31 protein-coding genes are annotated in these 26,118 nt (G+C 50.1%); 21 read left to right on the plus strand and 10 right to left on the minus strand.

Annotated features, from left to right (window positions below; genetic code table 11):
• The first annotated feature begins 73 nt into the window (after positions 1-73).
• The 6 genes from argB to ACTHS8_RS01265 all read left to right on the plus strand — a co-directional run bounded on the left by argB (position 74) and on the right by ACTHS8_RS01265 (position 4,221).
• Positions 74-961, plus strand: coding sequence for an acetylglutamate kinase (gene argB, locus ACTHS8_RS01240; RefSeq protein ID WP_440372747.1), 888 nt, complete (start codon positions 74-76; stop codon positions 959-961).
• Between the two features lie 62 nt (positions 962-1,023).
• Entirely contained in the window at positions 1,024-1,182 is a 159-nt protein-coding gene (locus ACTHS8_RS01245) for a hypothetical protein (protein ID WP_440372748.1), read from the plus strand.
• Between the two features lie 40 nt (positions 1,183-1,222).
• Positions 1,223-2,509, plus strand: a complete 1,287-nt coding sequence (gene eno / locus ACTHS8_RS01250; protein WP_440372749.1) for a phosphopyruvate hydratase — start codon at positions 1,223-1,225, stop codon at positions 2,507-2,509.
• A gap of 23 nt (positions 2,510-2,532) precedes the next feature.
• Positions 2,533-2,808: a cell division protein FtsB gene (ftsB, locus tag ACTHS8_RS01255; protein ID WP_003679613.1), complete on the plus strand. Its 276-nt coding sequence runs from the start codon at positions 2,533-2,535 to the stop codon at positions 2,806-2,808.
• A gap of 101 nt (positions 2,809-2,909) precedes the next feature.
• Positions 2,910-3,401 (plus strand): DUF1841 family protein, encoded by a 492-nt coding sequence (locus ACTHS8_RS01260; protein ID WP_440372750.1) that lies wholly within the window; start codon positions 2,910-2,912, stop codon positions 3,399-3,401.
• Between the two features lie 112 nt (positions 3,402-3,513).
• A complete protein-coding gene (locus tag ACTHS8_RS01265) occupies positions 3,514-4,221 on the plus strand; it encodes an SIMPL domain-containing protein (protein ID WP_440372751.1) in 708 nt (235 codons plus the stop codon).
• Positions 4,222-4,294: 73 nt separating this feature from the next.
• Here ACTHS8_RS01265 and ACTHS8_RS01270 read toward each other — a convergent pair whose 3' ends face one another.
• The 3 genes from ACTHS8_RS01270 to ACTHS8_RS01280 form a co-directional block, all read right to left on the minus strand.
• Entirely contained in the window at positions 4,295-4,822 is a 528-nt protein-coding gene (locus tag ACTHS8_RS01270) for a single-stranded DNA-binding protein (protein ID WP_049332709.1), read from the minus strand.
• A gap of 1 nt (position 4,823) precedes the next feature.
• Positions 4,824-6,206: an MFS transporter gene (locus ACTHS8_RS01275; protein ID WP_440372752.1), complete on the minus strand. Its 1,383-nt coding sequence runs from the start codon at positions 6,204-6,206 to the stop codon at positions 4,824-4,826.
• 114 nt (positions 6,207-6,320) lie between these two features.
• Complete coding sequence (locus tag ACTHS8_RS01280; protein ID WP_070583298.1) at positions 6,321-6,944, minus strand: lytic transglycosylase domain-containing protein; 624 nt, start codon at positions 6,942-6,944, stop codon at positions 6,321-6,323.
• A gap of 172 nt (positions 6,945-7,116) precedes the next feature.
• Between ACTHS8_RS01280 and ppx the strand changes: the two genes are divergently transcribed.
• The 4 genes from ppx (at position 7,117) to ACTHS8_RS01300 (ending at position 10,712) form a co-directional block, all read left to right on the plus strand.
• Positions 7,117-8,625 carry an exopolyphosphatase gene (gene ppx / locus ACTHS8_RS01285; RefSeq protein ID WP_063076469.1) on the plus strand — a complete coding sequence of 503 codons (1,509 nt, stop codon included), beginning with the start codon at positions 7,117-7,119 and terminating at the stop codon, positions 8,623-8,625.
• A gap of 87 nt (positions 8,626-8,712) precedes the next feature.
• Complete coding sequence (gene rbfA, locus ACTHS8_RS01290; protein WP_003685554.1) at positions 8,713-9,084, plus strand: 30S ribosome-binding factor RbfA; 372 nt, start codon at positions 8,713-8,715, stop codon at positions 9,082-9,084.
• Between the two features lie 64 nt (positions 9,085-9,148).
• Positions 9,149-10,063 (plus strand): tRNA pseudouridine(55) synthase TruB, encoded by a 915-nt coding sequence (gene truB / locus ACTHS8_RS01295; protein WP_440372753.1) that lies wholly within the window; start codon positions 9,149-9,151, stop codon positions 10,061-10,063.
• A gap of 22 nt (positions 10,064-10,085) precedes the next feature.
• On the plus strand, positions 10,086-10,712 hold the full coding sequence (locus ACTHS8_RS01300) for an NAD(P)H-hydrate epimerase (protein WP_440372754.1): 627 nt from the start codon (positions 10,086-10,088) through the stop codon (positions 10,710-10,712).
• A 49-nt stretch (positions 10,713-10,761) separates the two neighbouring features.
• Here the strand turns inward: ACTHS8_RS01300 and ACTHS8_RS01305 are convergent, their stop codons facing one another.
• Both ACTHS8_RS01305 and ACTHS8_RS01310 read right to left on the minus strand, forming a co-directional pair.
• Positions 10,762-11,121: a CrcB family protein gene (locus ACTHS8_RS01305; RefSeq protein ID WP_063076466.1), complete on the minus strand. Its 360-nt coding sequence runs from the start codon at positions 11,119-11,121 to the stop codon at positions 10,762-10,764.
• 81 nt (positions 11,122-11,202) lie between these two features.
• Positions 11,203-11,880: an energy-coupling factor ABC transporter permease gene (locus ACTHS8_RS01310; RefSeq protein WP_063076501.1), complete on the minus strand. Its 678-nt coding sequence runs from the start codon at positions 11,878-11,880 to the stop codon at positions 11,203-11,205.
• 164 nt (positions 11,881-12,044) lie between these two features.
• On the opposite strand from ACTHS8_RS01310, the gene ACTHS8_RS01315 reads away from it, so the two are divergent.
• From ACTHS8_RS01315 to ACTHS8_RS01330, 4 genes are all read left to right on the plus strand, one after another.
• A complete protein-coding gene (locus ACTHS8_RS01315) occupies positions 12,045-15,098 on the plus strand; it encodes a DNA translocase FtsK (protein WP_440372755.1) in 3,054 nt (1,017 codons plus the stop codon).
• 225 nt (positions 15,099-15,323) lie between these two features.
• Positions 15,324-15,833, plus strand: coding sequence for an aquaporin Z (gene aqpZ / locus ACTHS8_RS01320; protein WP_440372756.1), 510 nt, complete (start codon positions 15,324-15,326; stop codon positions 15,831-15,833).
• Between the two features lie 147 nt (positions 15,834-15,980).
• Positions 15,981-16,313, plus strand: a complete 333-nt coding sequence (locus ACTHS8_RS01325) for a hypothetical protein (protein ID WP_063076500.1) — start codon at positions 15,981-15,983, stop codon at positions 16,311-16,313.
• Positions 16,301-16,579 (plus strand): NF038104 family lipoprotein, encoded by a 279-nt coding sequence (locus ACTHS8_RS01330; protein ID WP_063076463.1) that lies wholly within the window; start codon positions 16,301-16,303, stop codon positions 16,577-16,579. The genes ACTHS8_RS01325 and ACTHS8_RS01330 overlap by 13 nt, the downstream gene beginning before the upstream one ends.
• Positions 16,580-16,638: 59 nt before the next feature.
• On the opposite strand, the gene radC is transcribed toward ACTHS8_RS01330, so the two are convergent.
• The gene (radC, locus tag ACTHS8_RS01335) at positions 16,639-17,313 is read right to left on the minus strand and encodes a RadC family protein (protein WP_063067883.1); all 675 of its coding nucleotides are present in this window, start codon (positions 17,311-17,313) and stop codon (positions 16,639-16,641) included.
• Positions 17,314-17,789: 476 nt separating this feature from the next.
• Here radC and ACTHS8_RS01340 point away from each other — a divergent pair, with 476 nt between their 5' ends.
• The 6 genes from ACTHS8_RS01340 (at position 17,790) to ACTHS8_RS01365 (ending at position 23,940) form a co-directional block, all read left to right on the plus strand.
• Positions 17,790-18,914: an ABC transporter ATP-binding protein gene (locus tag ACTHS8_RS01340; RefSeq protein ID WP_063076462.1), complete on the plus strand. Its 1,125-nt coding sequence runs from the start codon at positions 17,790-17,792 to the stop codon at positions 18,912-18,914.
• Positions 18,915-18,929: 15 nt separating this feature from the next.
• Positions 18,930-19,895: an ABC transporter permease subunit gene (locus ACTHS8_RS01345; RefSeq protein WP_063076461.1), complete on the plus strand. Its 966-nt coding sequence runs from the start codon at positions 18,930-18,932 to the stop codon at positions 19,893-19,895.
• Positions 19,895-20,782, plus strand: a complete 888-nt coding sequence (locus tag ACTHS8_RS01350) for an ABC transporter permease subunit (protein WP_063076460.1) — start codon at positions 19,895-19,897, stop codon at positions 20,780-20,782. Before ACTHS8_RS01345 ends, ACTHS8_RS01350 begins: the two co-directional genes overlap by 1 nt.
• A 148-nt stretch (positions 20,783-20,930) precedes the next feature.
• On the plus strand, positions 20,931-22,226 hold the full coding sequence (locus tag ACTHS8_RS01355) for an NAD(P)/FAD-dependent oxidoreductase (RefSeq protein ID WP_440372757.1): 1,296 nt from the start codon (positions 20,931-20,933) through the stop codon (positions 22,224-22,226).
• 108 nt (positions 22,227-22,334) lie between these two features.
• A complete protein-coding gene (gene trxB / locus ACTHS8_RS01360) occupies positions 22,335-23,285 on the plus strand; it encodes a thioredoxin-disulfide reductase (RefSeq protein WP_308904422.1) in 951 nt (316 codons plus the stop codon).
• 169 nt (positions 23,286-23,454) lie between these two features.
• Complete coding sequence (locus tag ACTHS8_RS01365) at positions 23,455-23,940, plus strand: DUF4189 domain-containing protein (RefSeq protein WP_440372758.1); 486 nt, start codon at positions 23,455-23,457, stop codon at positions 23,938-23,940.
• 72 nt (positions 23,941-24,012) lie between these two features.
• Here the strand turns inward: ACTHS8_RS01365 and ACTHS8_RS01370 are convergent, their stop codons facing one another.
• From ACTHS8_RS01370 to ACTHS8_RS01385, 4 genes are all read right to left on the minus strand, one after another.
• Positions 24,013-24,453 (minus strand): hypothetical protein, encoded by a 441-nt coding sequence (locus tag ACTHS8_RS01370; RefSeq protein WP_003682952.1) that lies wholly within the window; start codon positions 24,451-24,453, stop codon positions 24,013-24,015.
• Between the two features lie 70 nt (positions 24,454-24,523).
• Positions 24,524-24,970, minus strand: coding sequence for an SsrA-binding protein SmpB (gene smpB / locus ACTHS8_RS01375; RefSeq protein WP_003679566.1), 447 nt, complete (start codon positions 24,968-24,970; stop codon positions 24,524-24,526).
• An 84-nt stretch (positions 24,971-25,054) separates the two neighbouring features.
• On the minus strand, positions 25,055-25,270 hold the full coding sequence (locus tag ACTHS8_RS01380; RefSeq protein WP_440372759.1) for a branched-chain amino acid ABC transporter: 216 nt from the start codon (positions 25,268-25,270) through the stop codon (positions 25,055-25,057).
• Positions 25,271-25,345: 75 nt separating this feature from the next.
• Positions 25,346-25,549 carry a cold-shock protein gene (locus tag ACTHS8_RS01385; RefSeq protein WP_002217533.1) on the minus strand — a complete coding sequence of 68 codons (204 nt, stop codon included), beginning with the start codon at positions 25,547-25,549 and terminating at the stop codon, positions 25,346-25,348.
• 257 nt (positions 25,550-25,806) lie between these two features.
• On the opposite strand from ACTHS8_RS01385, the gene clpS reads away from it, so the two are divergent.
• The gene (gene clpS, locus ACTHS8_RS01390; RefSeq protein ID WP_003679561.1) at positions 25,807-26,118 is read left to right on the plus strand and encodes an ATP-dependent Clp protease adapter ClpS; all 312 of its coding nucleotides are present in this window, start codon (positions 25,807-25,809) and stop codon (positions 26,116-26,118) included.

A 26,118-nucleotide genomic window follows, 5' to 3' on the forward strand; every position in this document is an offset into this window, starting at 1 on the left:
CGCCTGGAAATATTGTTTCAGACGGCCTTTGGGATTAAGATAAAGGCCGAAATCATGAAACAAGGTTGAAACCATGACCCAGCAACAATCTGTCTCCCCTTCCATCAAGGCGCGCGTCCTTGCTGAATCTTTACCTTATATCCGCCGTTTTTCCGGCTCCATCATCGTCATCAAATACGGCGGCAATGCCATGACCGAACCTGCCTTAAAAGAGGGTTTCGCACGCGATGTCGTCCTGCTCAAACTAATCGGCCTGCATCCCGTCATCGTTCACGGCGGTGGCCCGCAAATCAATGAGATGCTGGAAAAAGTCGGTAAACAAGGAGAGTTTGTTCAAGGCATGCGCGTAACCGACAGCGAAACCATGGACATTGTAGAAATGGTTTTGGGCGGACACGTCAATAAAGAAATCGTTTCCATGATTACCACCTTCGGCGGTCGCGCCGTCGGCATTACCGGCCGAGACAACCACTTCATCAAAGCGGAAAAACTCCTGATCGACACGCCCGAACAAAAAGGTGTGGACATCGGCCAAGTCGGTACAGTGGCCGACATCGATACCCGTTTGGTGGAAGGCTTGGTCGAGCGCGGCTGCATTCCGGTCATCGCACCCATCGGCGTAGGCCAAGACGGCGAAGCGTTCAACATCAATGCCGACTTGGTTGCCGGCAAACTGGCGGAAAAACTTCAGGCCGAAAAACTGCTGATGATGACCAATATCCCCGGCGTACTGGATAAAGAAGGCAAATTATTGACCACCCTGACACCAAGCCGCATCGACGAACTGATTGAAGACGGTACGCTGTACGGCGGTATGCTGCCTAAAATTGCCTCCGCCGTCGAAGCCGCCAAAAGCGGCGTCAAAGCCACGCATATCATAGACGGCCGTGTTCCCAACGCCCTGCTCTTGGAAGTGCTGACCGATGACGGCGTAGGCTCGATGATTTTGGGCGAAGGCTAATCTGGTTTTCAGACGGCCTTATGCCTTATTTAATCAGCTTTTCACCCTAAAAAGGGTAAAAAATGTTACACTATACGGCTTATGTTTGTTTGAACGATATTGACGTGAAACAAACTTACAGTCGGTTTCATACCGACTCCGATACCATGCTCGGCAAAGACGGTATAATGTCTGCATTCATCAGACTTTGGCAATCATCCTTAAGGCCGTCTGAAACGTAACAAAGCTACTTTTCTTTTACCATCCTATTTGGAGATATTCATGAGCGCAATCGTTGATATTTTTGCACGCGAAATTTTGGACTCCCGCGGCAACCCTACTGTAGAGTGTGACGTATTGTTGGAATCCGGCGTCATGGGACGCGCAGCCGTACCTAGCGGCGCATCAACCGGCCAAAAAGAAGCTTTGGAACTGCGTGACGGCGACAAATCCCGTTACTTGGGCAAAGGCGTATTGAAAGCCGTTGACCACGTCAACAACCAAATCGCGCAAGCCCTCATCGGTATCGATGCCAACGAACAATCTTATATCGACCAAATCATGATCGAATTGGACGGTACTGAAAACAAAGGCAACTTGGGTGCCAACGCCACTTTGGCAGTTTCTATGGCTGTTGCCCGCGCGGCTGCCGAAGATTCAGGCCTGCCGCTTTACCGTTACTTGGGCGGTGCCGGTCCTATGGCTTTGCCTGTTCCGATGATGAACGTTATCAACGGTGGCGAACATGCCAATAACAGCTTGAATATTCAAGAATTTATGATTATGCCTGTCGGCGCAAAATCTTTCCGCGAAGCCCTGCGCTGCGGTGCCGAAATTTTCCACGCGCTGAAAAAACTGTGCGACGGTAAAGGCTTCCCGACTACTGTCGGCGATGAAGGTGGTTTCGCCCCTAACCTGAACAGTCACAAAGAAGCCCTGCAACTGATGGTTGAAGCAACTGAAGCTGCAGGCTACAAAGCAGGCGATGATGTCTTGTTTGCTCTGGACTGCGCATCCAGCGAGTTCTACAAAGACGGCAAATACCACTTGGAAGCTGAAGGCCGTTCGTACACCAGCGCAGAATTTGCCGAATACCTCGAAGGCCTGGTTAACGAATTCCCGATTATCTCCATCGAAGACGGCATGGACGAAAACGACTGGGAAGGCTGGAAACTGCTGACCGAAAAATTGGGCAAAAAAGTTCAATTGGTCGGCGACGACTTGTTCGTAACCAATCCAAAAATCTTGGCCGAAGGCATCGAAAAAGGCGTGGCAAACGCATTGCTGGTCAAAGTCAACCAAATCGGTACCTTGAGCGAAACCCTGAAAGCCGTTGACTTGGCAAAACGCAACCGCTACACCAGCGTCATGAGCCACCGCTCCGGCGAAACCGAAGACAGCACTATTGCCGACTTGGCAGTCGCCACCAACTGTATGCAAATCAAAACCGGCTCCCTGTCCCGTTCTGACCGCATGGCGAAATACAACCAATTGTTGCGCATTGAAGAAGAATTGGCCGAAGCCGCTTACTACCCTGGCAAAGCCGCATTCTACCAACTGGGCAAATAAGCAGAACATAGGATATTGATTGTATGAAGTGGGTGACTTTTGTTTTAACCTTCGCACTTTTGTGCTGTCAGTACAGCCTTTGGTTTGGTAAAGGCAGCGTCGGGCATACGGAAGAATTGCAGGAACAGCTCGTCCGTCAGGAGGAAAAAAACCAAACGCTCACTTTACGCAACAATTTCCTCAATGCGGAAGTTGAAGACTTGGCACACGGACAAGAGGCCATTGCCGAAATTGCCCGCGTCGAATTAGGCTATGTCCAAGACGGCGAAGTGTATTACCGAATCATCGACCGCCGCTAAACCCTGCAAAACAAAGGCCGTCTGAAAACATATGTTTCAGACGGCCTTTTTTATCGCAATCGCTATATAATCACATATCCCAAAATCAAATCACACCCATCATGTATGACGTAAACACCCACGATGTCCGCCGATTCTTTGCCCACGTTTGGCAACACAGGCTCGCACCGCTCCAATTAGACGGCCTGCAACAAAAAGCTTTACGCATCATCGAAGCCCATCCCGAATACGGACACTATCTCGAAGACATCGAACAATATTTAGATAAAGAATGGTTGCCCGAAGACGGCGAAAGCAACCCATTCCTGCATATGTCGCTACACCTTTCCCTGCAAGAGCAAAGCGCCATAGACCAACCCCCAGGCATCCGTGCCATCCACCAACAACTTTGCGCCCGTTACAATGGCGACTGGGTCAAAGCCGAACACGATATGATGGAAGCCTTGGCAGAAACCATCTGGGAAGCACAACGCTACGGACGGGGTCTTGATGTCAACGCCTACATGACCCGCTTGCGGAAATTGGTCGGCCTAGGCCAAGAAGAAAAAGCCCGCCTCAATCCCCATGAAGTTGGCTTGATGAATACAAAGTAACTTTTTTTCAGACGGCCACAACCCATACAAATCCTTACGCTTGCCAAAGCCAACGTTTCCATCTTTCATGCTAAATTACTTTTTTGAAATCCGCATCACAAGGAAAAACAAAATGTTCCGCCCAGCCCTTACCGTCCTACTGCTAGCCGCCTCCCTGCCCGTTGCAGCAGAAAGCCTCAACTACAACATCGTTGAATTTTCCGAATCAGCGAATATGGAAGTGCCACGGGATACTATGACCGCGCATTTCAGCATCAACGCAGAAGGCAAAGACCGTCAAGCCGTCAACCAAGCCTTCATGAAAAAATTCAACCAGTTCAACAAAATCTCCCAAAACAGCAAATTCAAAGCCGAGCTGATGGAGCGCAACGCATCCCCACACTATCAATACACCAACGGCAAACGTACCCAAACAAGCTGGGAAGAACACGCCTACTTCAAAGTAGAAAGCAAAGACTTCGAAGCACTCAACCGCCTGATTGCCGACAGCATCAATATCGCCGTTTTGGAAAACTCCTCATTTTCCGTATCCAAAGAAAAACGCGAAGAAACCGTCGACCAACTGAGCAAAGCCGTCATCCTGCGCTTCAAAGACCGCGCCCAAAACCTCGCCCAAACACTCGGCTTCTCCAGCTACAAAATCGTTAAACTCAACTTGGGCCATATCGGCAACCGCCAAGTCGGAGGCGATTTCGCACGCGCCAAAATGTTACGGGCAGCCCCCGTCGCAGAGATGGCTGCAGGAATAGAAGATGGCATACCAGCCTCCCCAGGCTCAGAAGAAATCAGCCTAACCGTCAGCGGCTCGGTGCAAATGTAGGATTTTCTTTTCAATCATTTTAAAGGCCGTCTGAAAGTATATTTTTCAGACGGCCTTTTGTATTGCTCAATGATTAGAACGGAATATCGTCGTCGATATCATCAACCGGAGCAGTCGGTTGTGCCGGGGCAGGACGACGGGCTGGGGCTGCTGGAGGTTCTTGAGCCGGAGCAGATTGATATTGCTGCTGTGGCGCTTGTTGGTAACTGCTTTGACTTGAATGACCGCCTTGGTTGTAGCCGTCATCGTATGGTGCGCCACCGCTGTTGTCGTTACGGCCACCGAGCATTTTCATTTCGTTGGCGATGATGTCGTAAGCGGTGCGCTCGATGCCGTCTTTACCTTGGTATTTACGGCTTTGGATACGGCCTTCCAAATACACTTGGCTGCCTTTACGCAGGTATTGACCGGCGATTTCGGCGAGTTTGCGGTACATGGTGATGTTGTGCCATTCGGTACGTTCTACGCGTTGGCCGTTGCGGTCGTTCCACGTTTCACTGGTGGCAACGCTGAAGTTACAGACGGCCTCGCCGTTGGGCATATAGCGGACTTCCGGGTCGCGGCCGAGGCGGCCGATGAGGATAACTTTATTCAATGACATTTTACACTCCTGTGATAATTTTTTCGGCGGCCTCTTGGTCGAATCCTTTTTGCAAGGCCTTGATATAAATGGTTTGTTTGTCTGCGCTAAAGCTGATGCTTTCAACGCCTTCAATTTCGGTCAATTTTTGGTAGAGCAAATCCGGATTTTGTTGCCATTCAGCGTTAAGCAGATAGCTGAGGTTTTTGACAGGTTTCGGTGCCGGCGAAATGACTGCCAATACCAGCCACAGCAACATCAATACGCTACAAAAGGCAAATACGCCTACAAAACCGTATTTTTGGAACAATAAACCACCGGTTGCGCCGCCGACAAACAAGCCGACCGACTGCATGGTGTTATACACGCCCATCGCCGTACCTTTCAAATCGGACGGAGCGATTTTCGATACCATAGACGGCAGACTGGCTTCCAATACATTGAAACCAATAAAATAAACAATCAGATAAGCGGTAATCAACCATACCGAGTGCATTCCAAACAGCAAACCGATTTGCGCCGCGGCAATGCAGACGATACCCAGGATAAACACTTGTTTGAGTTTGTTGCGCGTTTCGCCGACGATAATCAGCGGCACCATAATAATCAGGCCGGTAATGGTTGACGGTAGATAGACTTGCCAGTGATGGATTTTTTCCAAACCCAACTGCGTCATGGCAAACGGCAATGCGGTAAATAAAGCCATTTGTGCCGCATGCAAGGCAAAAATACCGAAATCGAGATTGAGCAGTTGGCGGTTTTTCAATACCTCGCCTATACGCGAAGGCTGCGCCTGCGTATCTTCGTGCATTTTGGATACTTCCGGATCAGGCGTCATCCAGGCAACCACGCCGATACTGATTACAGTCAGAATACCGGTCAGCGCAAACAGGCCGGATACGCCGATAAAGCTGGCAATCATCGGGGCAAGCACTAGGCTGACGGAGAAGGTCAAGCCGATACTCAGGCCGATCATCGCCATCGCACGCGTCCGCACTTCGTTACGGGTTAAATCTGCTAGCAAAGCCGTTACCGCCGCACTGACGGCACCCGCGCCTTGAATGGCACGCGCGGCGACCAACATTTGCAGGCTGTCGGCAACTGCGGCCAGGAAACTACCGGCGGCAAACACAATCAAGCCGATATAAATCACTTTTTTACGGCCGAACTTATCGGAAGCGATGCCCAATGGCAACTGTAACAAGGCCTGTGTCAGCCCGTAAATGCCCATTGCCATACCGACCAATGCTTTATTATCTTCCGCACCGGGCAACGAAGCGGCATACATCGCCAAAACAGGCAGCACCAAAAACATCCCCAGCATACGCAGTGCGTAAACGCCGGAGAGTGTGGTACTGGCACGCCATTCGTGCGGAAACATTTGAATGCGGTTATCTCTTGCCATAAATAATGTTTCAGACGGCCTTAAATTTGCGAAAGGCCGTCTGAAAGTGTGAATTAACAGATTTTCTGATTATACAGGATTCAAAGGAATTGCATGGGGCAAATCGCAAGCCGCTCAACCCCACTGCCATCTATTCCGCCACGCACCCAATACGGCATTCGGATATTTGTTGCTGCCCAAGCTGCCGTTAAACCTTGCCAACGCACGGACAATATTGCCTTTTTCGATATTGTTGTAATGGCGCAGAATGGTGCAGCCGTAGCGCAGATTGGTGCGGATGTCGAAAAGGTTGTGCGACGGATTGCCGATATAGTTTTTCCAAAACGGCATCACCTGCATCAAACCGCGCGCACCCACGCCGCTGATGGCATATTGGCGAAACGCGCTTTCCACTTCAATCAAACCCAAAATCACTTGAGTATTGAGTCCGGCGCGGCTGCTTTCGTATTGGATATTGATCAGCAGGCGGCGGCGCTCGCCCTCATCGGGAATGAAACGTGCCAATCGGGAAGACATCGCCGCCAACCAACGTTCCCCTTCCCTCGAATCGGCAAACACCAGCCGCGCCGGACTGGCGCTATTGATCGAACTGCGCATCACGGACGCCACATCATCGGCCAGCGTTTCTTCACGTTGCGCCCCCGCCCATGCGGTCGCAGGCGTCAGAAGCATGGCTCCGCCGACTTGCAACAGGCGGCGGCGCGATAAAAATAAGGAATCTTGGTTTTCCGATTTCATGTGTTTCTCTTTTTAGGCCGTCTGAAAAGTTCAGACGGCCTTTGATATATTTGCTTAAAATCGGCATTATAAAATACATCTATGAGCAGAATCAAAGAGCTGTATTCCTTTTATTGTCAAGTGATACCGCCTCAAGTAACATTTAGGTTTTTCTAATCAAGCGGTATTTTTTATGACCACCACTCCCGCCAACGTTTTAGCCTCCGTCGACTTGGGCTCCAACAGTTTCCGCCTGCAAATTTGTGAAAACAACAACGGCCAGCTGAAAGTCATCGACTCGTTCAAACAAATGGTTCGCTTTGCCGCCGGCTTGGACGAACAAAAAAACCTGAGCGAAGCCTCTCAAGAACAAGCCTTGGAATGTTTGGCAAAATTTGGCGAACGCCTGCGCGGATTCCAACCTGAAAACGTGCGCGTGGTGGCCACCAATACTTTCCGCGTCGCCAAAAACATCGCCCAATTCCTGCCCCGTGCCGAAGCGGCGTTGGGTTTTCCCATCGAAGTCATTGCCGGCCGCGAAGAAGCGCGTCTGATTTACACCGGCGTAGTGCATACCCTGCCGCCCAAAGGCGACAAAATGCTGGTTATCGACATCGGCGGTGGCTCGACCGAATTTGTCATCGGCTCTGATTTGCAACCGCTGACCACAGAAAGCCTGCCTTTAGGCTGCGTAACATACAGCATGCGCTTCTTCCAAAACAAAGTGACCGCCAAAGATTTCCAAGCCGCCGTTTCCGCCGCACGCATCGAAATCCAGCGCATCAGCAAACTGATGAAGCGCACCGGTTGGGATTTCGCCATCGGCACGTCCGGTTCGGCAAAATCCATACGCGACGTTTTGGCGGCCGAATTGCCGCAGGAAGCCGATATTACCGCCCAAGGCATGCGTTATCTTGTCGATAGGATTATCGAAGCCGGTTCGGTTAAAAAAGCCAAATTTGAAAACCTCAAACCCGAACGTGTCGAAGTTTTTGCAGGCGGATTGGCCGTGATGATGGCCGCTTTTGAAGAACTCTCGCTGACCAAAATGACCGTTACCGAAGCCGCACTCCGCGACGGCGTGTTCTACGACTTAATCGGCCGCAGTCTCAATGTCGATATGCGCGAACAGACAACGGCAGAGTTCCAAAAACGCTACCACGTCAGCCTCAACCAAGCCAAACGCGTTGCCGATACCGCGCAAGCCTTTATGAACAGCCTATGCCACGCCAAAAACGTAACCGTTCAAGAGCTTGCCCTGTGGAACCAATACCTCAGCCGTGCAGGCCGTCTACATGAAATCGGTTTGGATATCGCCCATACCGGTTATCACAAACACTCCGCCTACATTCTCGAAAACGCCGATATGCCGGGCTTCTCACGCAAAGAGCAAACCATTTTGGCGCAACTGGTTATCGGCCATCGCGGCGACCTCAAGAAAATGGCGGATATTATCGGCGACAACGAAATCATGTGGTGTGCCGTATTGTCCCTGCGTCTGGCCGCCCTCTTCTGCCGCTCGCGCCTGCCGCTCGATTTACCGCCGCAAACCCAGCTTCGCATTGATGAAAGCAACCACAGCTTCATCTTGCGCATCAACGCCCAATGGCTGGAGCAACACCCCCTCATCGCCGATGCGCTGGACTACGAAAGCGCGCAATGGCAAAAAATCGATATGCCTTTCTCGGTTCAAGCACAATAAACCGCGCTCCGTTATAATAGGCAGCTGTTCAAAATCCAAACCGCAGGCCGTCTGAAAACGACAGCCTGCCATACATCAAGGAAAACCATGAGAAAACCCCAACGCGGCTACGCCCGCCAAGACCGTGTCAAAGAACAAATCATGCGCGAGCTGGCCGAACTCGTCCGCACCGGCCTGAAAGATCCGCGCGCAGGCTTCATCACCATCAACGAAGTCGAAGTAACCCGCGATTACAGCCATGCGACCGTGTTCTACACCGTCCTCGACGACAGCACACGCGACATCACCGAAGAAGCTTTGGAACACGCCAAAGGCCATTTGCGCAGCGAATTGGCCAAACGCATCAAACTCTTCAAAACGCCCGAGCTGCACTTCAAATACGACGAATCGCTCGAACGCGGCATGAGCATTTCCAGCCTGATCGACCAAGTGGCGGCGGAAAAACCGGTTGAAGACTGATTGATTAAAACACACAGGCCGTCTGAATGCTTTCAGACGGCCTGAACATTACCCCCTACCCGATATGACACCCAAACCCACCAAACGCCCGGTCAACGGCGTTCTTCTTCTCGACAAACCCGAAGGACTTTCCAGCAACACCGCCCTGCAAAAAGCGCGGCGCTTGTTCCGCGCCGAAAAAGCCGGGCATACCGGCGTACTCGATCCTTTAGCCACAGGGCTTCTGCCTGTTTGCTTCGGCGAAGCGACCAAGTTTGCCCAATATCTGATTGATGCCGACAAAGCGTATACAGCCACGCTGAAACTGGGCGAAGCCAGCAGTACAGGCGATGCAGAAGGCGAAATCGTTGCCACCGCACGCGCCGATATTTCATTGTCTGAATTTCAGACGGCCTGCCAAGCTTTAACCGGCGATATCCGCCAAGTGCCTCCCATGTTTTCCGCCCTCAAGCACGAAGGCAAACCGCTGTACGAATACGCACGCAAAGGCATCGTTATCGAACGCAAAGCGCGCGATATTACAATTTACTCCATTGATATCACTGAATTTGATGCACCCAAAGCCGTGATAGACGTACGTTGCAGCAAAGGCACTTACATCCGCACCCTCAGCGAAGACATCGCCAAACACATCGGCACATTCGCCCACCTGACCGCCCTGCGCCGTACCGAAACCGCAGGCTTTACCATTGCCCAAAGCCACACGCTCGAAGCTTTGGCCGAATTGGACGAAGCCGAACGCGATGCCCTGCTGCTGCCTTGCGATATTTTGGTACAACATTTCCCCAAACTTGAGTTAAACGACTACGCCGTTACCATGCTCAAACACGGCCAACGTCCCCAGTTTATCGAAGACATTTCCGCCGAACAGCCCATCCGTGTGTACAGCCGAGACGGCACATTTATCGGACTGGTGGAATATCAAAAAGAAATAGGCCGTCTGAAAGCCTTGCGCCTGATGAATACCGCCGACAAATAACTTCCTGCAAAGAGAGCCGATCATGAAAGTCTATACCGCCGCCCAGATGCGCGAACGTGAACAAGCAGCCGTCGATAAAGGCACAAGCTTCGACCAACTGATGGAAAATGCCGGCAGCTCTGCCGCCCAAGACCTCATGCAGCGTCATCCTCAAGCCGGACGCGCCCTGATCGTTTGCGGCAAAGGCAACAATGGCGGCGACGGCTTAGTCATGGCAAGATATATGCAGTCGCAAGGTTGGCACATCGACATTCTGTTTGCACTCGGAGAAAATCTCTCCCCCTTGGCTCAAACCAATCGCGAACGCCTCAACGGTTTGCCCTATATTGAATTTATTACCAAGCAAGAGCTGGAAGGCCGTCTGAAAAACGGTTACGACATCATTATCGAAGGCATATTCGGCACAGGCTTCAGCGGCGCGCTTCCATCAGAAATCGCCGCCCTCTGCCGCCAACTCAATCATTCAGACGGCCTAAAAGTCGCCCTCGATATTCCCACCGGCCTCAACTGCGACACCGCCGAAGCCGATCCCGACACATTCCGCGCAGACCTGACCTACACCTTTGCCGCCTACAAACCGGCACACTTAAGCGAGTCCGGCAAAACCTATTGTCAAGAAACCGTCTGTTTGCCTATTGGCATTGATTAAATGCCTATAAAAAATAACAGGGTGCAATTTTGCACCCTGTTATTTTTGTTTACTTCCAAATCTGTGCCAATTTAATCCCCAGCGCCGTCAAACCAAACGAACCGAAAACATGCAGACAGGTTGCCATCGCAGCCATGCCCCAACGTTGCGCCTGCATCAAACCCACCATTTCCACTGAAAAACCTGAAAATGTGGTCAAGCTGCCGAGAAAGCCGGTAATCCAAAGCAAACGCCATTGCGGATCGGTTAAGAGTTCTGCCAATACACCAATCAGCAGTGCACCCAGCCAGTTTGCCGCCAATGTACCGATAGGAAAAGGCGCAGAAGACACCAGCACCAAGCCAAACAACCAACGCAATACAGCCCCGACGGCGGCACCGCAAACAATGGGAAAAATATAAGCAAACATAACAAGTTAAAAATTCAATTCAAAAATAGGCTATCCGGTCATTTAGGCCGTCTGAAAACCAAGCAAGGATGCCTTCATATCTTATTGCCAAATCTTAGATGCGGATTTCAAATACCTGTCGTCATCGAAAGTACAAATCCATTGCGGCTTGAGCGCAATAAAAATAGCTGTTGAAATACCACTCAAAAATGCCTCCGCCCAAGCGATTAAGAAGAAAACAGGAAAGGCGGTTTTCCACAATACCGCCGTATCAAACACATCCGCCCAGTCTAACAAACCGACCAAAATTATGCCGGTAAACACCATGCCGACCGCCGCGGCCCAAAAACCATTTAGAAAAATAAAGATAAAGATATTGGCAGGCAAACGCGATACCCAATGGCGGAAACCCAAATTCACCAACAAAGGCGGAAGCAATACGGACAAAGCGTTAATGGGGAACATATGCCAATCGCCCCAAAGCCACAAATACGGAAAAAACAGCAAAACGCCAAGGCAGAATGCGGCAGAGGTGCCCAGCATTAAGGCCGTCAGGTTCAAGGCAAGCAGATGATAGCTCATGCCGGCTAATTGTCCGCTTTCAGGAGAAGCATTCAAACTCCAAGCCAGCGGCAACATCACGGCAGCCACCAAGAATGCGGAACGATGCTGCGATACCGACACCCATGCCTGCTTTGCACACAAAGCAAAAATCACCAGCAACACAGGCCATGCCGCCATCACGACACCAACGGGAAACCATCCGTTTTGAAAAATCATCATCTCATCCGCAAAATGTTCAGACGGCCTATTATACGCGTCTCAAGCCATAGCTTTGGCAATCCTGTCTGCCTTTGCCGTTAAAGCTTGTTTCGGCTGGTTTTGTTTACCCGAAAAAAGCGTTAGAATAACGGACTTTGCCGTTTAATTAAGGGGATGGACGCATGCTTTGGACAATATTGGCTTTAATTCTGCTGGCTGTCATAGCCGGCTTGTTCTGGTGGCGCCAGCAACAAGAGCAAAAGTGGCGCCAAGAATTGGCCCGACTCAGTGACGACGAACAAGAAATAAACCAAGAAGACAGCCCGGTCGGTTTTTCCGACCAACTGGACAGCCTGAAACGTTTGTTCAGCATGAACAAGCGCTCTGCCGACAACCATAAAATCGCCCGCATCCGCCTGCTTTCCGCGCTCGAACACAATAAAACACAACGCACCGAAACAGAAGAAGAGCACACAGCAGAGCCGTTTACCGAAGAGCCAGAACACATCGCAACAACTGAAGAAGAAATCAAAGTTGTGCCTAAAACCCGCAAATCTGCCAAACCGGAACGTATTCCTAAAATCACGCCGTTTGCACAAATGGAAACGCCCGAATACAGCCCGTCTTTGGTGCAAAACAGCAATTTCGAAGAAATCACATTAGAAGAAGCCACCCGTTCCATGCACGAAGCTGCGGTTGAAGAATGGAACGAGCATTTGGCCGAAAAAAATGCGCCAATTTACAAAGACGAAGTTGAAACTCCATTGTTGCGCGCTTCATCCCTGCCGATGACAGGCATGGAAATCATCGACTACAACGACCCTATTTTGCGCCGCACACGCGAGCGTGCCTTGGCGCGTGCGAATAATGTCCGCGTAGCAGAAGCCAATGCGCCGCATATCGAAACCGTTCAGACGGCCTTAAGGACTGCCGAAAAAGAAGCCATCCTCCCCTATACTTCCATGCAGGCATTCCCTTCTGAAATCCAAGCGGAAGATATTCACGACAACCTTGCCCGCCGCACCGCAGCACGCCACAAACTGGCCGCGGCCGTCGCTCCTTTGCGCGACTACTCTCCGCGCACCATCGAAAATGACGAAATTCTGGCCAACTTGGGACAAATCAGCCGTCCTGCCAGCTTGCGCCGTCAAGTTCGCCATACCGAAGCGGCCGCCGAAAGATGGGCGCGTAAACAAGCTGCCACGGAAGCTGTTGCACCACAACCTGCCGCACCGGCAACGCCGTCCCGTCCGAAACCGGCTGCGCCTGTTAAAAAATCCCCTTATATCTCCCGACCTGCCGCGCCAAACGCTACCGTAGTCGAGCCGCCTGCCGTACCAGTTGTCCCTATGGCTAAAACCGATATCCCAGAGCCGCCCGTTTTCCAAACCTCGATTGCGCCGATTGATATCCCCGAGCCGCCTGCTTTCGAACATAAAATCCAAGTACCGATTTTTGACGCACAAGTCAATGCACATGTCAGCAATCAGCCTGAACGCAGTATCCGTGATTATTTAATCAGCGAATCTGCCGTCGAAGAAGCAGAATTCGATGGTGAGCCGGAAGCACCTGTACAACCGGAAGCAGAAGCTATTCAAACGGTTGAAACCATTGAACCCGTTGAATCTGTTGAAACAATCGCAAGGCCGTCTGAATATACACAGACAGTCGTTGAAACGCTTGTTCAAACCGTAGAACCAAGCATTCAAGAGAGTACGCCAAGCGTAGTTCTTCCGACTTCGGCAACACTTACCGAAGCACACCTGCCGACTACTGCCCTGCTTCTGCCGCCGCAATTTGACCCAAGCGCCTCGCAAACTGAAGAACAGTTGCTAGAAAACAGCATTACCATCGAAGAAAAACTGGCGGAGTTCAAAGTCAAAGTCAAAGTGATGGACTCCTATTCCGGCCCGGTCATTACGCGCTACGAGATTGAGCCTGATGTCGGCGTACGCGGCAGTGCCGTTTTGAACCTTGAAAAAGACTTGGCGCGCTCGCTTGGCGTGGCTTCCATCCGCGTGGTGGAAACCATCCCCGGCAAAACCTGCATGGGCTTGGAATTGCCTAATCCGAAACGCCAAATGATCCGCCTGAGCGAAATCTTCAATTCGCCTGCGTTTACCGAATCCAAATCCAAACTGACCCTCGCTCTCGGCCAAGACATTACCGGCCAGCCTGTTGTGACTGACTTGGCCAAAGCGCCGCATCTGCTGGTTGCCGGTACAACCGGTTCGGGTAAATCCGTAGGCGTGAACGCCATGATTCTGTCCATGCTCTTCAAAGCAACGCCGGAAGACGTGCGCATGATTATGATTGACCCTAAAATGCTGGAGCTGAGCATTTACGAAGGCATTCCGCACCTGCTTGCCCCTGTCGTGACCGATATGAAGCTGGCTGCAAACGCCCTGAACTGGTGCGTCAACGAAATGGAAAAACGCTACCGCCTGATGAGCTTTATGGGCGTGCGCAATCTTGCCGGTTTCAACCAAAAAATTGCCGAAGCCGCCGCGCGTGGCGAAAAAATCGGCAGCCCGTTCAGCCTCACGCCTGAAAATCCTGAGCCATTGGAGAAACTGCCGTTTATCGTGGTCGTGGTAGATGAGTTTGCCGACCTGATGATGACCGCAGGCAAGAAAATTGAAGAACTGATTGCCCGCCTCGCCCAAAAAGCCCGCGCAGCCGGTATCCATTTGATTCTTGCTACCCAACGCCCAAGCGTGGATGTCATTACCGGCCTGATTAAAGCCAATATTCCGACACGCATTGCTTTCCAAGTGTCCAGCAAAATCGACAGCCGCACGATTCTTGACCAAATGGGTGCGGAAAATCTGCTCGGCCAAGGCGATATGCTGTTCCTGCCGCCCGGCATCGTCTATCCGCAACGCGTACACGGCGCATTCGCATCAGACAACGAAGTACACCGCGTCGTGGAATACTTGAAACAATTCAGCGCGCCTGACTATATCGACGATATTTTAAGCAGCGGTTCGACCGAGGACTTTACCGGTACCAGCCGTAGCAACGACAGCGACCTCGACCCCATGTATGACGAAGCCGTTTCCGTTGTCTTAAAATCGCGTAAGGCCAGCATTTCCAATATCCAACGCCAACTGCGCATCGGCTACAACCGCGCCGCCCGCTTGATTGACCAAATGGAAGCCGACGGTATTGTTTCCCCGGCGGAAAACAATGGTAACCGCACCATCTTGGCGCAAAGCAGCGACCATCTGGATTAATTTATCCTCGCTTAAATCAAGGCCGTCTGAAAACTTTCAGACGGCCTTTTTAAATCAGATAATGGATTCAAAAATTCCAATTAAATGAACAAGTAAATAAGCAATCTGTAAACGGCATTTCTTACAAAATCAAATGTCTTTGCATTAACGGTATTTGCTTCGCTATTAAATAAACCCAGCCTCAATAAACAAAACTCGACCTGCAAGATATATCTCCCTATCCATTTGTCGCCCTTTTCAGACAGCCTTTTCATCGGCGGCCGTTTCAACGGTAAAGACTTGTTGCCTTACATCGTATCCCAAGTGATCGGTGCGATTGCTGCTGGCGTTCTGTATCTGATTGCTTCCGGTAAAACCAGTTTTGATGCTGCTGTCTCCGGCTTTGCCAGCAACGGTTTCGGCGAGCATTCTCCTAACGGTTACGATATGATGGCCGCTTTGCTGATCGAATTCGTCCTGACCGCATTCTTCCTGATCATCATCATGGGTTCTACCGACAAACTGGCTCCAACCGGCTTTGCTCCTATCGCCATCGGCCTGGGTCTAACCCTGATTCACTTGATCAGCATTCCTGTAACCAATACTTCCGTTAACCCTGCACGTTCTACCGGTGTTGCCTTGTTCCAAGGCGGCTGGGCTGTTGAACAACTGTGGTTGTTCTGGTTGGCTCCTATTGCCGGCGCAGCAGTTGGCGCGGCTATTTACCGCTTCGTTTTGGCTAACGACGACAAATAATCTTGACGGAATGACATTCCCGGTGCGGCCTACTCCATCAACCGACTGCACCCAAGTTGCCGAGACACAAACGCACCGTCTGACTCAGACGGTGCGTTTGTTTTTGCCATGTTACAATACTTTCTTTTCTTACATTCTCAAACCATCATGCAAACCTTACCTTTTCAAACCGATATCGCTGACAGAATGCTGGTCAATACCGAAAACGAAACCATCCATCCCGATGCCGTATTCGTACAAACGCAAAACGGCTACTGGATTGCTTGGTACGACCAACAAGCCGCCCTGCTTGCCCCCGACACACCACCCGATATTCCCTGCTTTTGGGTAGAAGGCGCAGAAAGCTTGGAAGAGCTGGTAAGCATGGTAGAAAACGGCGAATTTGACGAAGTTGAAGAATTTGACGGCAATGATGATGCTTGGCAAGAAGCACTCGGGTGCAACCATCATCACGAAGGACACTGCGGATGCAGCCATTGAGATGCACAAACCGCCTGATTCCGGCACTTGCCCTTTGCTTGACGCTTAACGGCTGCGTTGTAGGCGCGGCTGTCGATTTGGCTGCAACAACCGTCCTGACTGCCGGAAAATTGGTTGTCAAAGGAACAGGGGCAGTGATTGATGCCGCCATTCCCGACGGTAAAAAAGACAAGAATAAAGAAAAAGAGAAGGAAAAGAGCAAAGAAAAGCCAAAATCGGAAGAAATCGTCTATAAAGAAGAATCCTCCGACGAAGTAACGCAATAATCCTTCAGACGGCCTCAGCAAGGTAACCAATCCTACTGAGGCCGTCTGAACATTCATCCTTACATATAGCCCTGTTCGCGCAAAGAGCAGGTTTCTTTTGCCGTCACGATAAAATGGTCCAACAGCGTAATATCGACCAAACTTAAAGCCTGTTTCAAACGCTCTGTAAACTGCACATCAGATTCAGACGGCCTTGCCGAACCGCCTGGATGGTTGTGTGCCAAAATCAAACTATCCGCGTATTCATCCAATGCCAATTTGACGATTTCACGGATATAAACCGTATTTTCTGCCACCGTACCGCGCGACAATTCCCGTACCGCAATCAATTGATTTTGACGGTTGAGCAGCAAAGCAACGCTAACCTCGATTTTTTCATGCCCAAGATGCAGGCGCAGATAATCCGCAACCGATTTCGGGTTTGACAAAACAATCTGCTCCTGCAAATCCTCACCCAAAATCCTCCGCCCGATTTCTTTGACCACGGCAAATTGAGTATAGCTTGCCAAACCCATGCCCTTATAAGCAGCGAGTGTTTTGGCATCCGCACTCATCAGCTTCCCCAAACTGCCAAACTCACTCAACAAATAACGAGCCAAATCGACCGCACTCATACCACGCGTTCCGACACGCAGCAAAATTGCCAGCAACTCCGCATCACTCAATGCCGCCGCACCGTGCGCCAAGAGCTTCTCGCGCGGCCGCTCCCCTTCGGGCCATTCTTTGATACTCATGTTTTCCCTTTTATTTATATAGCGGATTTAGTTTCAATTTTGGGCAAAACCGCCTCGCCCGATATAAAACGTCATCCATTATGGCTTTAGCAAATAAATGCAATTTGCTTATTTTATTCTATTTTGAATAATTATTTAAGACATATGAATAATAATTAAACCCCTTTGTGCAGAAAAACAACGTTACCCATTTTCGCTATCCTGTTCCCCTGCCTGCCTTTCCTTTCCTATTTGTTTCAAATCAGCCGCTACAAGCATTTTCATATTGCCCCTATGAGGCTTAGGCTAATATAATATTGAGTTTGCCGAGAGCAAAAGCTGAGGCTTAAACTGCTTTCTATCCACGCTGCCCGTGCGCTTTACAAGAGTTTCAGACGGCCTCCGTCCGACTCCCGCCAGCAATCAAACAGCTTTTTATCACCCATTCGAAAATCCGTTTTGCCGGTACTCGTCTTTCTTTTTGGAGTATTGCCATTATGACCGCAACCACTGCGTCTTCAGCCAAACCTTATCTGCAAATCCAAGGCTTGGTGAAAAAGTTTGGTGACAATTACGCTGTCGATAACATCGACTTGGACATTTACCAACATGAAATCTTTGCCCTTTTGGGCAGCTCAGGCAGTGGCAAATCCACGCTGCTGCGCATGTTGGCAGGCATGGAAAGCCCAAATCAGGGCAAAATCATTCTCGACGGCCAAGACATTACCAAGCTTGCTCCGTACGAGCGCCCAATCAACATGATGTTCCAAAGCTATGCCCTGTTCCCGCACATGAGCGTTGAACAAAACATTGCTTTCGGTCTGAAACAAGACAAAATGCCTAAAGGCGAAATTGACGCCCGCGTCGAAGAAATGCTGCGCCTGGTGCAAATGACCAAATACGCCAAACGTAAGCCGCACCAACTCTCCGGCGGCCAGCAACAACGTATCGCTTTGGCGCGCAGCCTGGCGAAACGTCCTAAAATCCTGTTGCTTGACGAACCTTTGGGCGCACTCGATAAAAAACTGCGCCAACAAACCCAACTGGAATTGGTCAACACGCTCGAACAAGTCGGCGTAACCTGCATCATGGTTACCCACGACCAAGAAGAAGCCATGACCATGGCTACCCGTATCGCCATTATGTCTGACGGCCAATTGCGCCAAGTCGGTACGCCTAGCGATGTGTACGATTATCCTAATAGCCGCTTTACCGCTGAATTTATCGGCGAAACCAATATTTTTGACGGCGTCGTCATTGATGACCGCGCCGATTTCTCTATCGTCAAATGTGACGGCTTGGAAAACCACGTCCGCATCGACCATGGTTTAGGCGTTCCAAACGACCATGAAATTTGGATCAGTATCCGCCCTGAAGACATTGATTTGCACAAAGAAAAACCGGAACACTTAGGCGCACACAACTGGGCCCAAGGTACAGTCAAAGAGATTGCCTACTTGGGCAGCTTCGCGATTTACCACATCAAACTTGCCAACGGCCGTGTCGTTAAGAGCCAAGTTCCCGCACCTTATTGGTATGTGCGTAACATTACGCCGCCGACTTGGGACGAGACCGTCTATATCAGCTGGCCTGAAAACCAACCTACGCCTCTGTACAGTTAATTTGAGGGAAATGCAATGGACCTTAAAAAACTGAAAAAGAAACTGTTTCGCCGTCCTGGACAGCATGCAGTGATTGCCGTGCCGTATATCTGGCTCTTGGTGCTGTTTCTGATTCCGTTCGCCATCGTCTTGAAAATCAGCTTTGCCGAACAAGAAATCGCCATTCCGCCATTTACGCCGTTGACAACGATTGATGAAGACTTAGGCCGTCTGAACATTGCCATCAGCTATCAGAACTACGCCGACATCTTCCAAAACTTTTGGAATACGCTCAATCCGTTTGGCGACAGTGAAAACAGCAATATCTATCTGATGACCTACTGGTCTTCGATTAAGACTGCACTGACGACGACCATCATCTGCCTGCTGATTGGTTATCCGACCGCTTATGCCATTTCACGCGCCAATCCGGCTGCGCGCAACGGCCTGCTGTTGGCAATCATGCTGCCTTTCTGGACCTCTTTCCTGCTGCGTGTTTACGCATGGATGGGCTTATTGGGACACAACGGCATCATCAATAATTTCTTAATTAAATATGGAATCATCAGCGAGCCTTTAGACCTGTTTTACAATGCTTTCTCGCTGAATTTGGTGATGGTTTACGCCTATCTGCCGTTTATGATTTTGCCGCTGTACACACAATTGGTCAAACTGGACAACCGTCTGCTCGAAGCCGCTTCCGACTTGGGCGCAGGGCCGATCAAATCCTTCTTTACCATTACCCTGCCTTTATCCAAAACAGGCATCATCGCAGGCTCTATGCTGGTCTTCGTTCCGGCCGTCGGCGAATTTGTGATTCCTGAATTGGTGGGCGGTTCTGAAAACCTGATGATCGGTAAAGTATTGTGGCAGGCATTCTTCGACCAAAACAACTGGCCGCTGGCTTCTGCCGTCGCCGTCGTTATGGTTGCCCTGCTGGTTGTACCGATTGCCCTGTTCCAGCACTATGAAAACCGCGAATTGGAAGAAGGAGGCAAATAATGCAGAAAACCAAATTATCCTGGTTCTTGAAACTGATGCTCCTGCTCTCGCTGGCATTCCTCTATATTCCGCTGGTGGTTTTGGTCGTCTATTCTTTCAATGAATCCAAACTGGTTACCGTTTGGGGCGGTTTTTCAACCAAATGGTACGGCGCATTGATGGAAAACGACACCATCTTGGAAGCGGCCTGGCTGTCATTGCGTATCGCCATCGTTTCCTCGCTTGCCGCCGTAGCACTCGGCACATTGGCTGGTTACGCCATGGCGCGTATCAAACGCTTCCGCGGCAGTACCCTGTTTGCCGGTATGATTTCCGCGCCTATGGTAATGCCTGATGTGATTACCGGTTTGTCCATGCTGCTGTTAATTATTCAGGTGCAAATGTTCCTGCAAGGCAGTGAATTGCTGCAATCGCTCTACTTCGATCGCGGCTTCTTCACCATCTTCCTCGGACACACCACGCTTTGCATGGCGTACATTACCGTCGTTATCCGCTCGCGCTTGGTAGAATTGGATCAATCCTTGGAAGAAGCGGCTATGGACTTGGGTGCCCGTCCACTGAAAATTTTCTTCGTGATTACCCTGCCGCTGATTGCCCCTGCGATTGCTTCCGGCTTCCTCTTGGGCATTACCCTGTCTTTGGACGACTTGGTGATTACCTCCTTCCTGTCAGGCCCGGGTTCATCGACATTGCCGCAAGTGATTTTCTCCAAAATCAAACTCGGCCTTGACCCTCAGATGAACGTTTTGGCAACCATCCTGATCGGTATCATCGGTACGCTGGTAATTGTCGTCAACTATTGGATGATGCGACAGGCAACCAAACGGGAACGCGAGGCTGCCGAAGCCTACCGCCAAGAAAAATTGGCAGCCGAGAAAGCCGCCTAATATGCAGACAGGCTGTTCGATAAAGTGTCGGAACAGCCTGTTTTATTAACTGCATCTTATCCTTTCAGACGGCCTAAATCTAAACCCACATTCCAGGCCGTCTGAAAACCAATTTCAATGAAGTGAAAACCAACCTAAAGCTCAAATCATGATTAATCCTAGCTTCAAAGAATACCTTCCTTCCTACTATGTCAGCACTGCCAATCCCCATCCGTCTTATCCGACGCTTGAAGGCCGTCTAAAAACTGAAACCTGCGTTATCGGCGGCGGCCTGTCCGGCTTATGCACCGCCCTACCGCTTGCCGAAAACGGCCATGAAGTCATCGTACTTGAAGCCGCCCGTATCGGTTTCGGCGCATCAGGCCGAAGCGGCGGACAAGTCATCAGCGACTTTGCCTGCGGCATGGAAGAAATCGAAAAACAAGTCGGTTTGAAACAGGCCCAATGGTTCTGGCAGCAATCTATGCAAGCCGTTGAACTGGTTGACTCGCGCATTCAAAAACACAACATCCAATGCGATTGGCAACGCGGCTACGCTACCGTCGCCGTCCGTCCTCAGCATTGGGAAGAATTGCAACAATGGCATGAGCACGCTCAAAAACATTATGGTGCAAGCCATTACCGGCTTTGGGATAAAGCCACGCTGAAGCAGCAACTTGCCAGTGATATGTATCAAGGAGCGCAATTTGATCCTTTATCCGGCCACTTACACCCGCTCAATTACACCCTAGGCATTGCCAAAGCGGCAGCAGATGCAGGCGCACAACTTTTTGAGCAATCCCCGATGACGCGTATCGAGCCATGCAATAACGGCTGGCTGGTTCATACACCCAATGGCAGCGTTGAGTGCAAAAACCTCGTTTATGCCGTCAATACTTATGCAGGCTTACACCCGAAATTCAAAGTATTGGAACAAAAAGCCATTGCAGTCAGCACCTTTATCATCGCCACCGAGCCACTGGGCGAACGCGCCAAAGACCTGATCCGCAACAATATGGCCATCTGCGACAACCGCCACGTCCTCGACTACTACCGTCTCAGCGCCGACGGCCGCCTGCTTTTTGGCGGCAAAGATAACGAGTTTATCGACGATCCAGAGCGCATGACCGAACTCGTCCGCCAAGACATGCTGAAAGTTTTCCCGCAACTTGCCGATGTCAGAATCGAGCATTCTTGGGGCGGAGAATGCGACATCACGCGCAACCTTGCCCCACATTTCGGCCGCCTCGCCCCTACCGTTTTCTACGCCCAAGGCTATTCCGGACACGGCATGGCGATTACCGGTATTGCCGGTTTGGCGATTGCCGAAGCCATCATGGGCGATGACGGCCGTCTGAAACCTTTTGAGCAACTGCGCCACAGCAACATCATTACCCAGCCTTTTCTGCGCAAACTCGGCTCTTTCCTCGGCTCAAAATACTATCAATGGAAAGACAGCCACTAAACCCAAGTAACAAACATATTTCAGGCAACGGCAAATTCAAGTAAAATTCAGGCCGTCTGAAAGCTTAGATACGACAAAATTCAATCATTTATCAGCAAGGAAACCATCATGAGCAACCATCATAAACTCATCATCCTCGGCTCCGGCCCTGCCGGCTATACTGCCGCCGTCTATGCCGCCCGCGCCAACCTTAACCCTGTGATCATTACCGGCGTTGAGCAAGGCGGACAACTGATGACCACCACCGAAGTGGACAACTGGCCTGCCGACGCAGAAGGCGTACAAGGCCCGGAACTGATGGCCCGTTTCCAAGCTCATGCCGAACGCTTCGGCACTGAAATGATTTTCGACCAAATCCACACTGTCGATTTACAAAACCGTCCGTTTACCCTCAAAGGCGATATGGGCGAATACACCTGCGATGCGCTTATCGTTGCCACCGGCGCATCCGCCAAATATTTAGGTTTGCCAAGCGAAGAAACCTTTGCCGGCAAAGGCGTTTCCGCCTGCGCGACTTGTGATGGTTTCTTCTACAAAAAACAAGATGTTGCCGTAGTCGGCGGTGGCAATACCGCTGTAGAAGAAGCCCTCTACCTTGCCAATATCGCCAACACCGTTACCCTGATTCACCGCCGCGACAGCTTCCGCGCCGAAAAAATCATGGTGGACAAACTGATGCAACGCGTCGAAGAAGGCAAAATCATCCTCAAGCTCAACAGCTCGGTTGATGAAATCTTGGGAGACGAAAGTGGTGTTACCGGTGCACGCCTGAAACACAATGACGGCGGCACTGAAGAAATCTCCGTCAAAGGCGTCTTCATCGCCATCGGCCACAAACCCAACACTGACATCTTCAAAGGCCAACTTGATATGGATGAAACCGGCTACCTGAAAACCAAAGGCGGCACCGGCGACAATGTCGGCGCCACCAATATCGAAGGCGTATGGGCGGCAGGCGATGTCAAAGACCATACCTACCGTCAAGCCATCACCAGCGCAGCTTCCGGCTGCCAAGCCGCGCTGGATGCCGAACGCTGGCTCGACCGCCACGGCGTATGAGCCTCTAAGCTACGCCCTATTCTTTAAAACATCATCAACAGGCCGTCTGAAATTTCAGATGGCCTATTATCTGTTTGCCACACTGAATTTCATTTTAATGGCAAATTTATATCAAATAAGTACTTTTGCTTTATAATGACAACAAATACCCAACAAACAGGGAACAAACATGAAAAAAACACTAACGACACTTATCCTTTGCGCACTGACTCCTGCCGCCCTGGCTGCCGACACTTACGGCTACTTGGCCATGTGGCAAAACCCAGCTGACAGCAATGAAGCGCTGCAAATCAAAACCACCAAAGAAAATGCCACCCAACTGGACGCGACGGCAGAACTCGAAACATTCTGTAAAGGCCAAGATGCCTTAGCCGGTATCGGCGCAGGCCAAGCAACAGGCTGCAAAACGGTTGTCCCTCTGCATAACACCTGTATCGCGGTTGCCTATCCTAAAGCCATGGGCAAATTGACCGCTCAAAACGTGGTGGCCATTACGTCTCCGCGCTTCAAAAACGTGCATCAAATTGCCTTGAACCAGTGCATCAAAAAATATGGCTCTCAAGGACAATGTGCTTTAGAAACAGTCTATTGCACTTCCGATACTTACTATCAAGGTACGGTCAAAACCCTTTGGGAAAAAATCAAATCCATTTAAGGCCGTCTGAAAATAAAACCGGCTTGCCCGATATTCTCCATATCACGGCAAGCCGGTTTTTTATTCTGGCTTTTATTTGCTGTTTTTTTCCAACAATTTGGCGACAACGCCTTCGGCCTGTTTCACCAAATCAGGATTGGTTCGGAAGTGGTTTTCATCGTTCAAAGAATAGCTGACCGTAGAAACCGCGTATTTGGTGCTTCGCAACACAAATACGCCTTTACGCAAGATTTCGTTATTGCCTTTGGTTTTGTAACGCAGATTATACGGGCAAGAAGAATCATACAGTTTGCCGCGGTTGTCTGCTGTCACAATAGTGCTGCCAATGCCGCGTTTTGCCAAAGCTTTGGACAAAGCACGATCCAAATCATGCGGTCTTACTTTTGCATTTTGAATGATGCAGACATGTTTGATGCTGGTCAGCTCTTCAGGCTTCAATACTCTTTGTTCCGTAGTAGAACACGCGCCCAGCAACAATACGGCTGAAGCCGCCGCTAAAATCATGGTTTTCATCTGTTTTCCTTTTAAAATGTTCAAACAATAAATATTCAGACGGCCTTTATGCAAAGGCCGTCTGAAAAAATCAACGTACGTTTTTCATCAAACGTTGTTTCTCACGCTTCCAATCCGCTTCTTTCAGGCTTTGGCGTTTGTCATGCTGTTTCTTACCCTTGGCCAAACCGATCTCCACTTTGATTCTACCGCGGGTGTAATGCAGGTTTAAAGGCACAATCGTATAACCGGCGCGTTCGGTTTTGCCGATTAACTTATTGATTTCCGATTGTTTCAATAACAACTTACGCGGACGGACAGGGTCGGGTTTGACGTGTGTCGAAGCAGTAGGCAATGCGGTAATGTGGCAGCCCACCAAATAAAATGCGTCTTTTTTCCAGTAGATATAGCTTTCTTTTAATTGCACGCGTGCAGCGCGGATGGCTTTGACTTCCCATCCCTCCAATACTATACCGGCTTCGATTTGGTCTTCGATAAAGAAATCGTGAAAGGCTTTTTTATTATTGGCAATACTCATTGTGCTGATTCTTTACAAACTTTTCAGACGGCCTATTTTATCAGGCATGCTTAAAAATTAAAACGGCAAACGGTTTTGAAACGTTTATTCGCTTAAAACATGGCGGCGGTAAAGGCGGTCTATATCGGCAATGGCTTTTTCATCTTCAGGGCGCAAATCCAGTTTCAAATCGGCAAGGCGGATTAAGATTTGGTCTTCACGCTCGGCAACGGCGCAGCTGACTTCGCCTTCGCTGCGGAAATGACGGATAAGCTCGTCCAACTGGTTCAAAGCATTTTGATAAGATGAATTTGGATTCATAATTTTTAACTCGAACGCCCATAAAAAATGGCGGGAAACCCCGCCATGATTTTACGGCTTACGCCGCGCATTTGATTAAGCAGCTTGAATGTTAGCAGCTTGTTTGCCTTTAGGGCCGGTGGTTACGTCGAAAGACACGCGTTGGCCTTCTTTCAGGGTTTTGAAACCTTCCATGTTGATCGCTGAGAAGTGAGCGAACAAATCTTCGCCGCCTTCGTCAGGAGTGATGAAACCAAAACCTTTAGCGTCGTTAAACCATTTTACGATACCGGTTGCCATTAGAAACTTCCTATACTTAAAAATTAACAAAATCAGCAAAACAAGGCATACAGCAAACTAAAACGTTCAGCGTTTCTCCCTCGTTTTTATTACGCGGTCGAGTGCCAACTTCTGCTTAACCGTCTTTTTACATTTGTTAAGACAAAACGTCAAGCTATGTTTTTAAAAAAGTGGGAAAATAGGAAAAATTGGCCGAAATACAACAAAAAACGGTTTGCACTCTTAAACAGGCCGTCTGAAAACTGAAATCTAAGATCATGAACCATCCGAATACCGACCACCAATCCGATACCCTGCTCAGCGATATCAACACGCAGCCGCCGAAACGTTACGGCGTATTTTTATTGAACGACGATTACACCACCATGGAATTTGTCGTCGAAATCCTGACCGAAGTCTTTATGCTTGCACAGGAACAGGCCGTGGCCGTCATGCTGCTGGTGCACCACGAAGGCAAAGGCCTGTGCGGCACCTACACGCGCGATATTGCGCAAACCAAGCAGCATCAGGTCATGGAACGCGCCAAAGCTGAAGGGCATCCGCTCAAATGTATAGTCGAAGAGGTTTAA

This window comes from Neisseria sp. P0016.S008 (assembly GCF_051957775.1).
Lineage (GTDB): Bacteria > Pseudomonadota > Gammaproteobacteria > Burkholderiales > Neisseriaceae > Neisseria > Neisseria flavescens_B.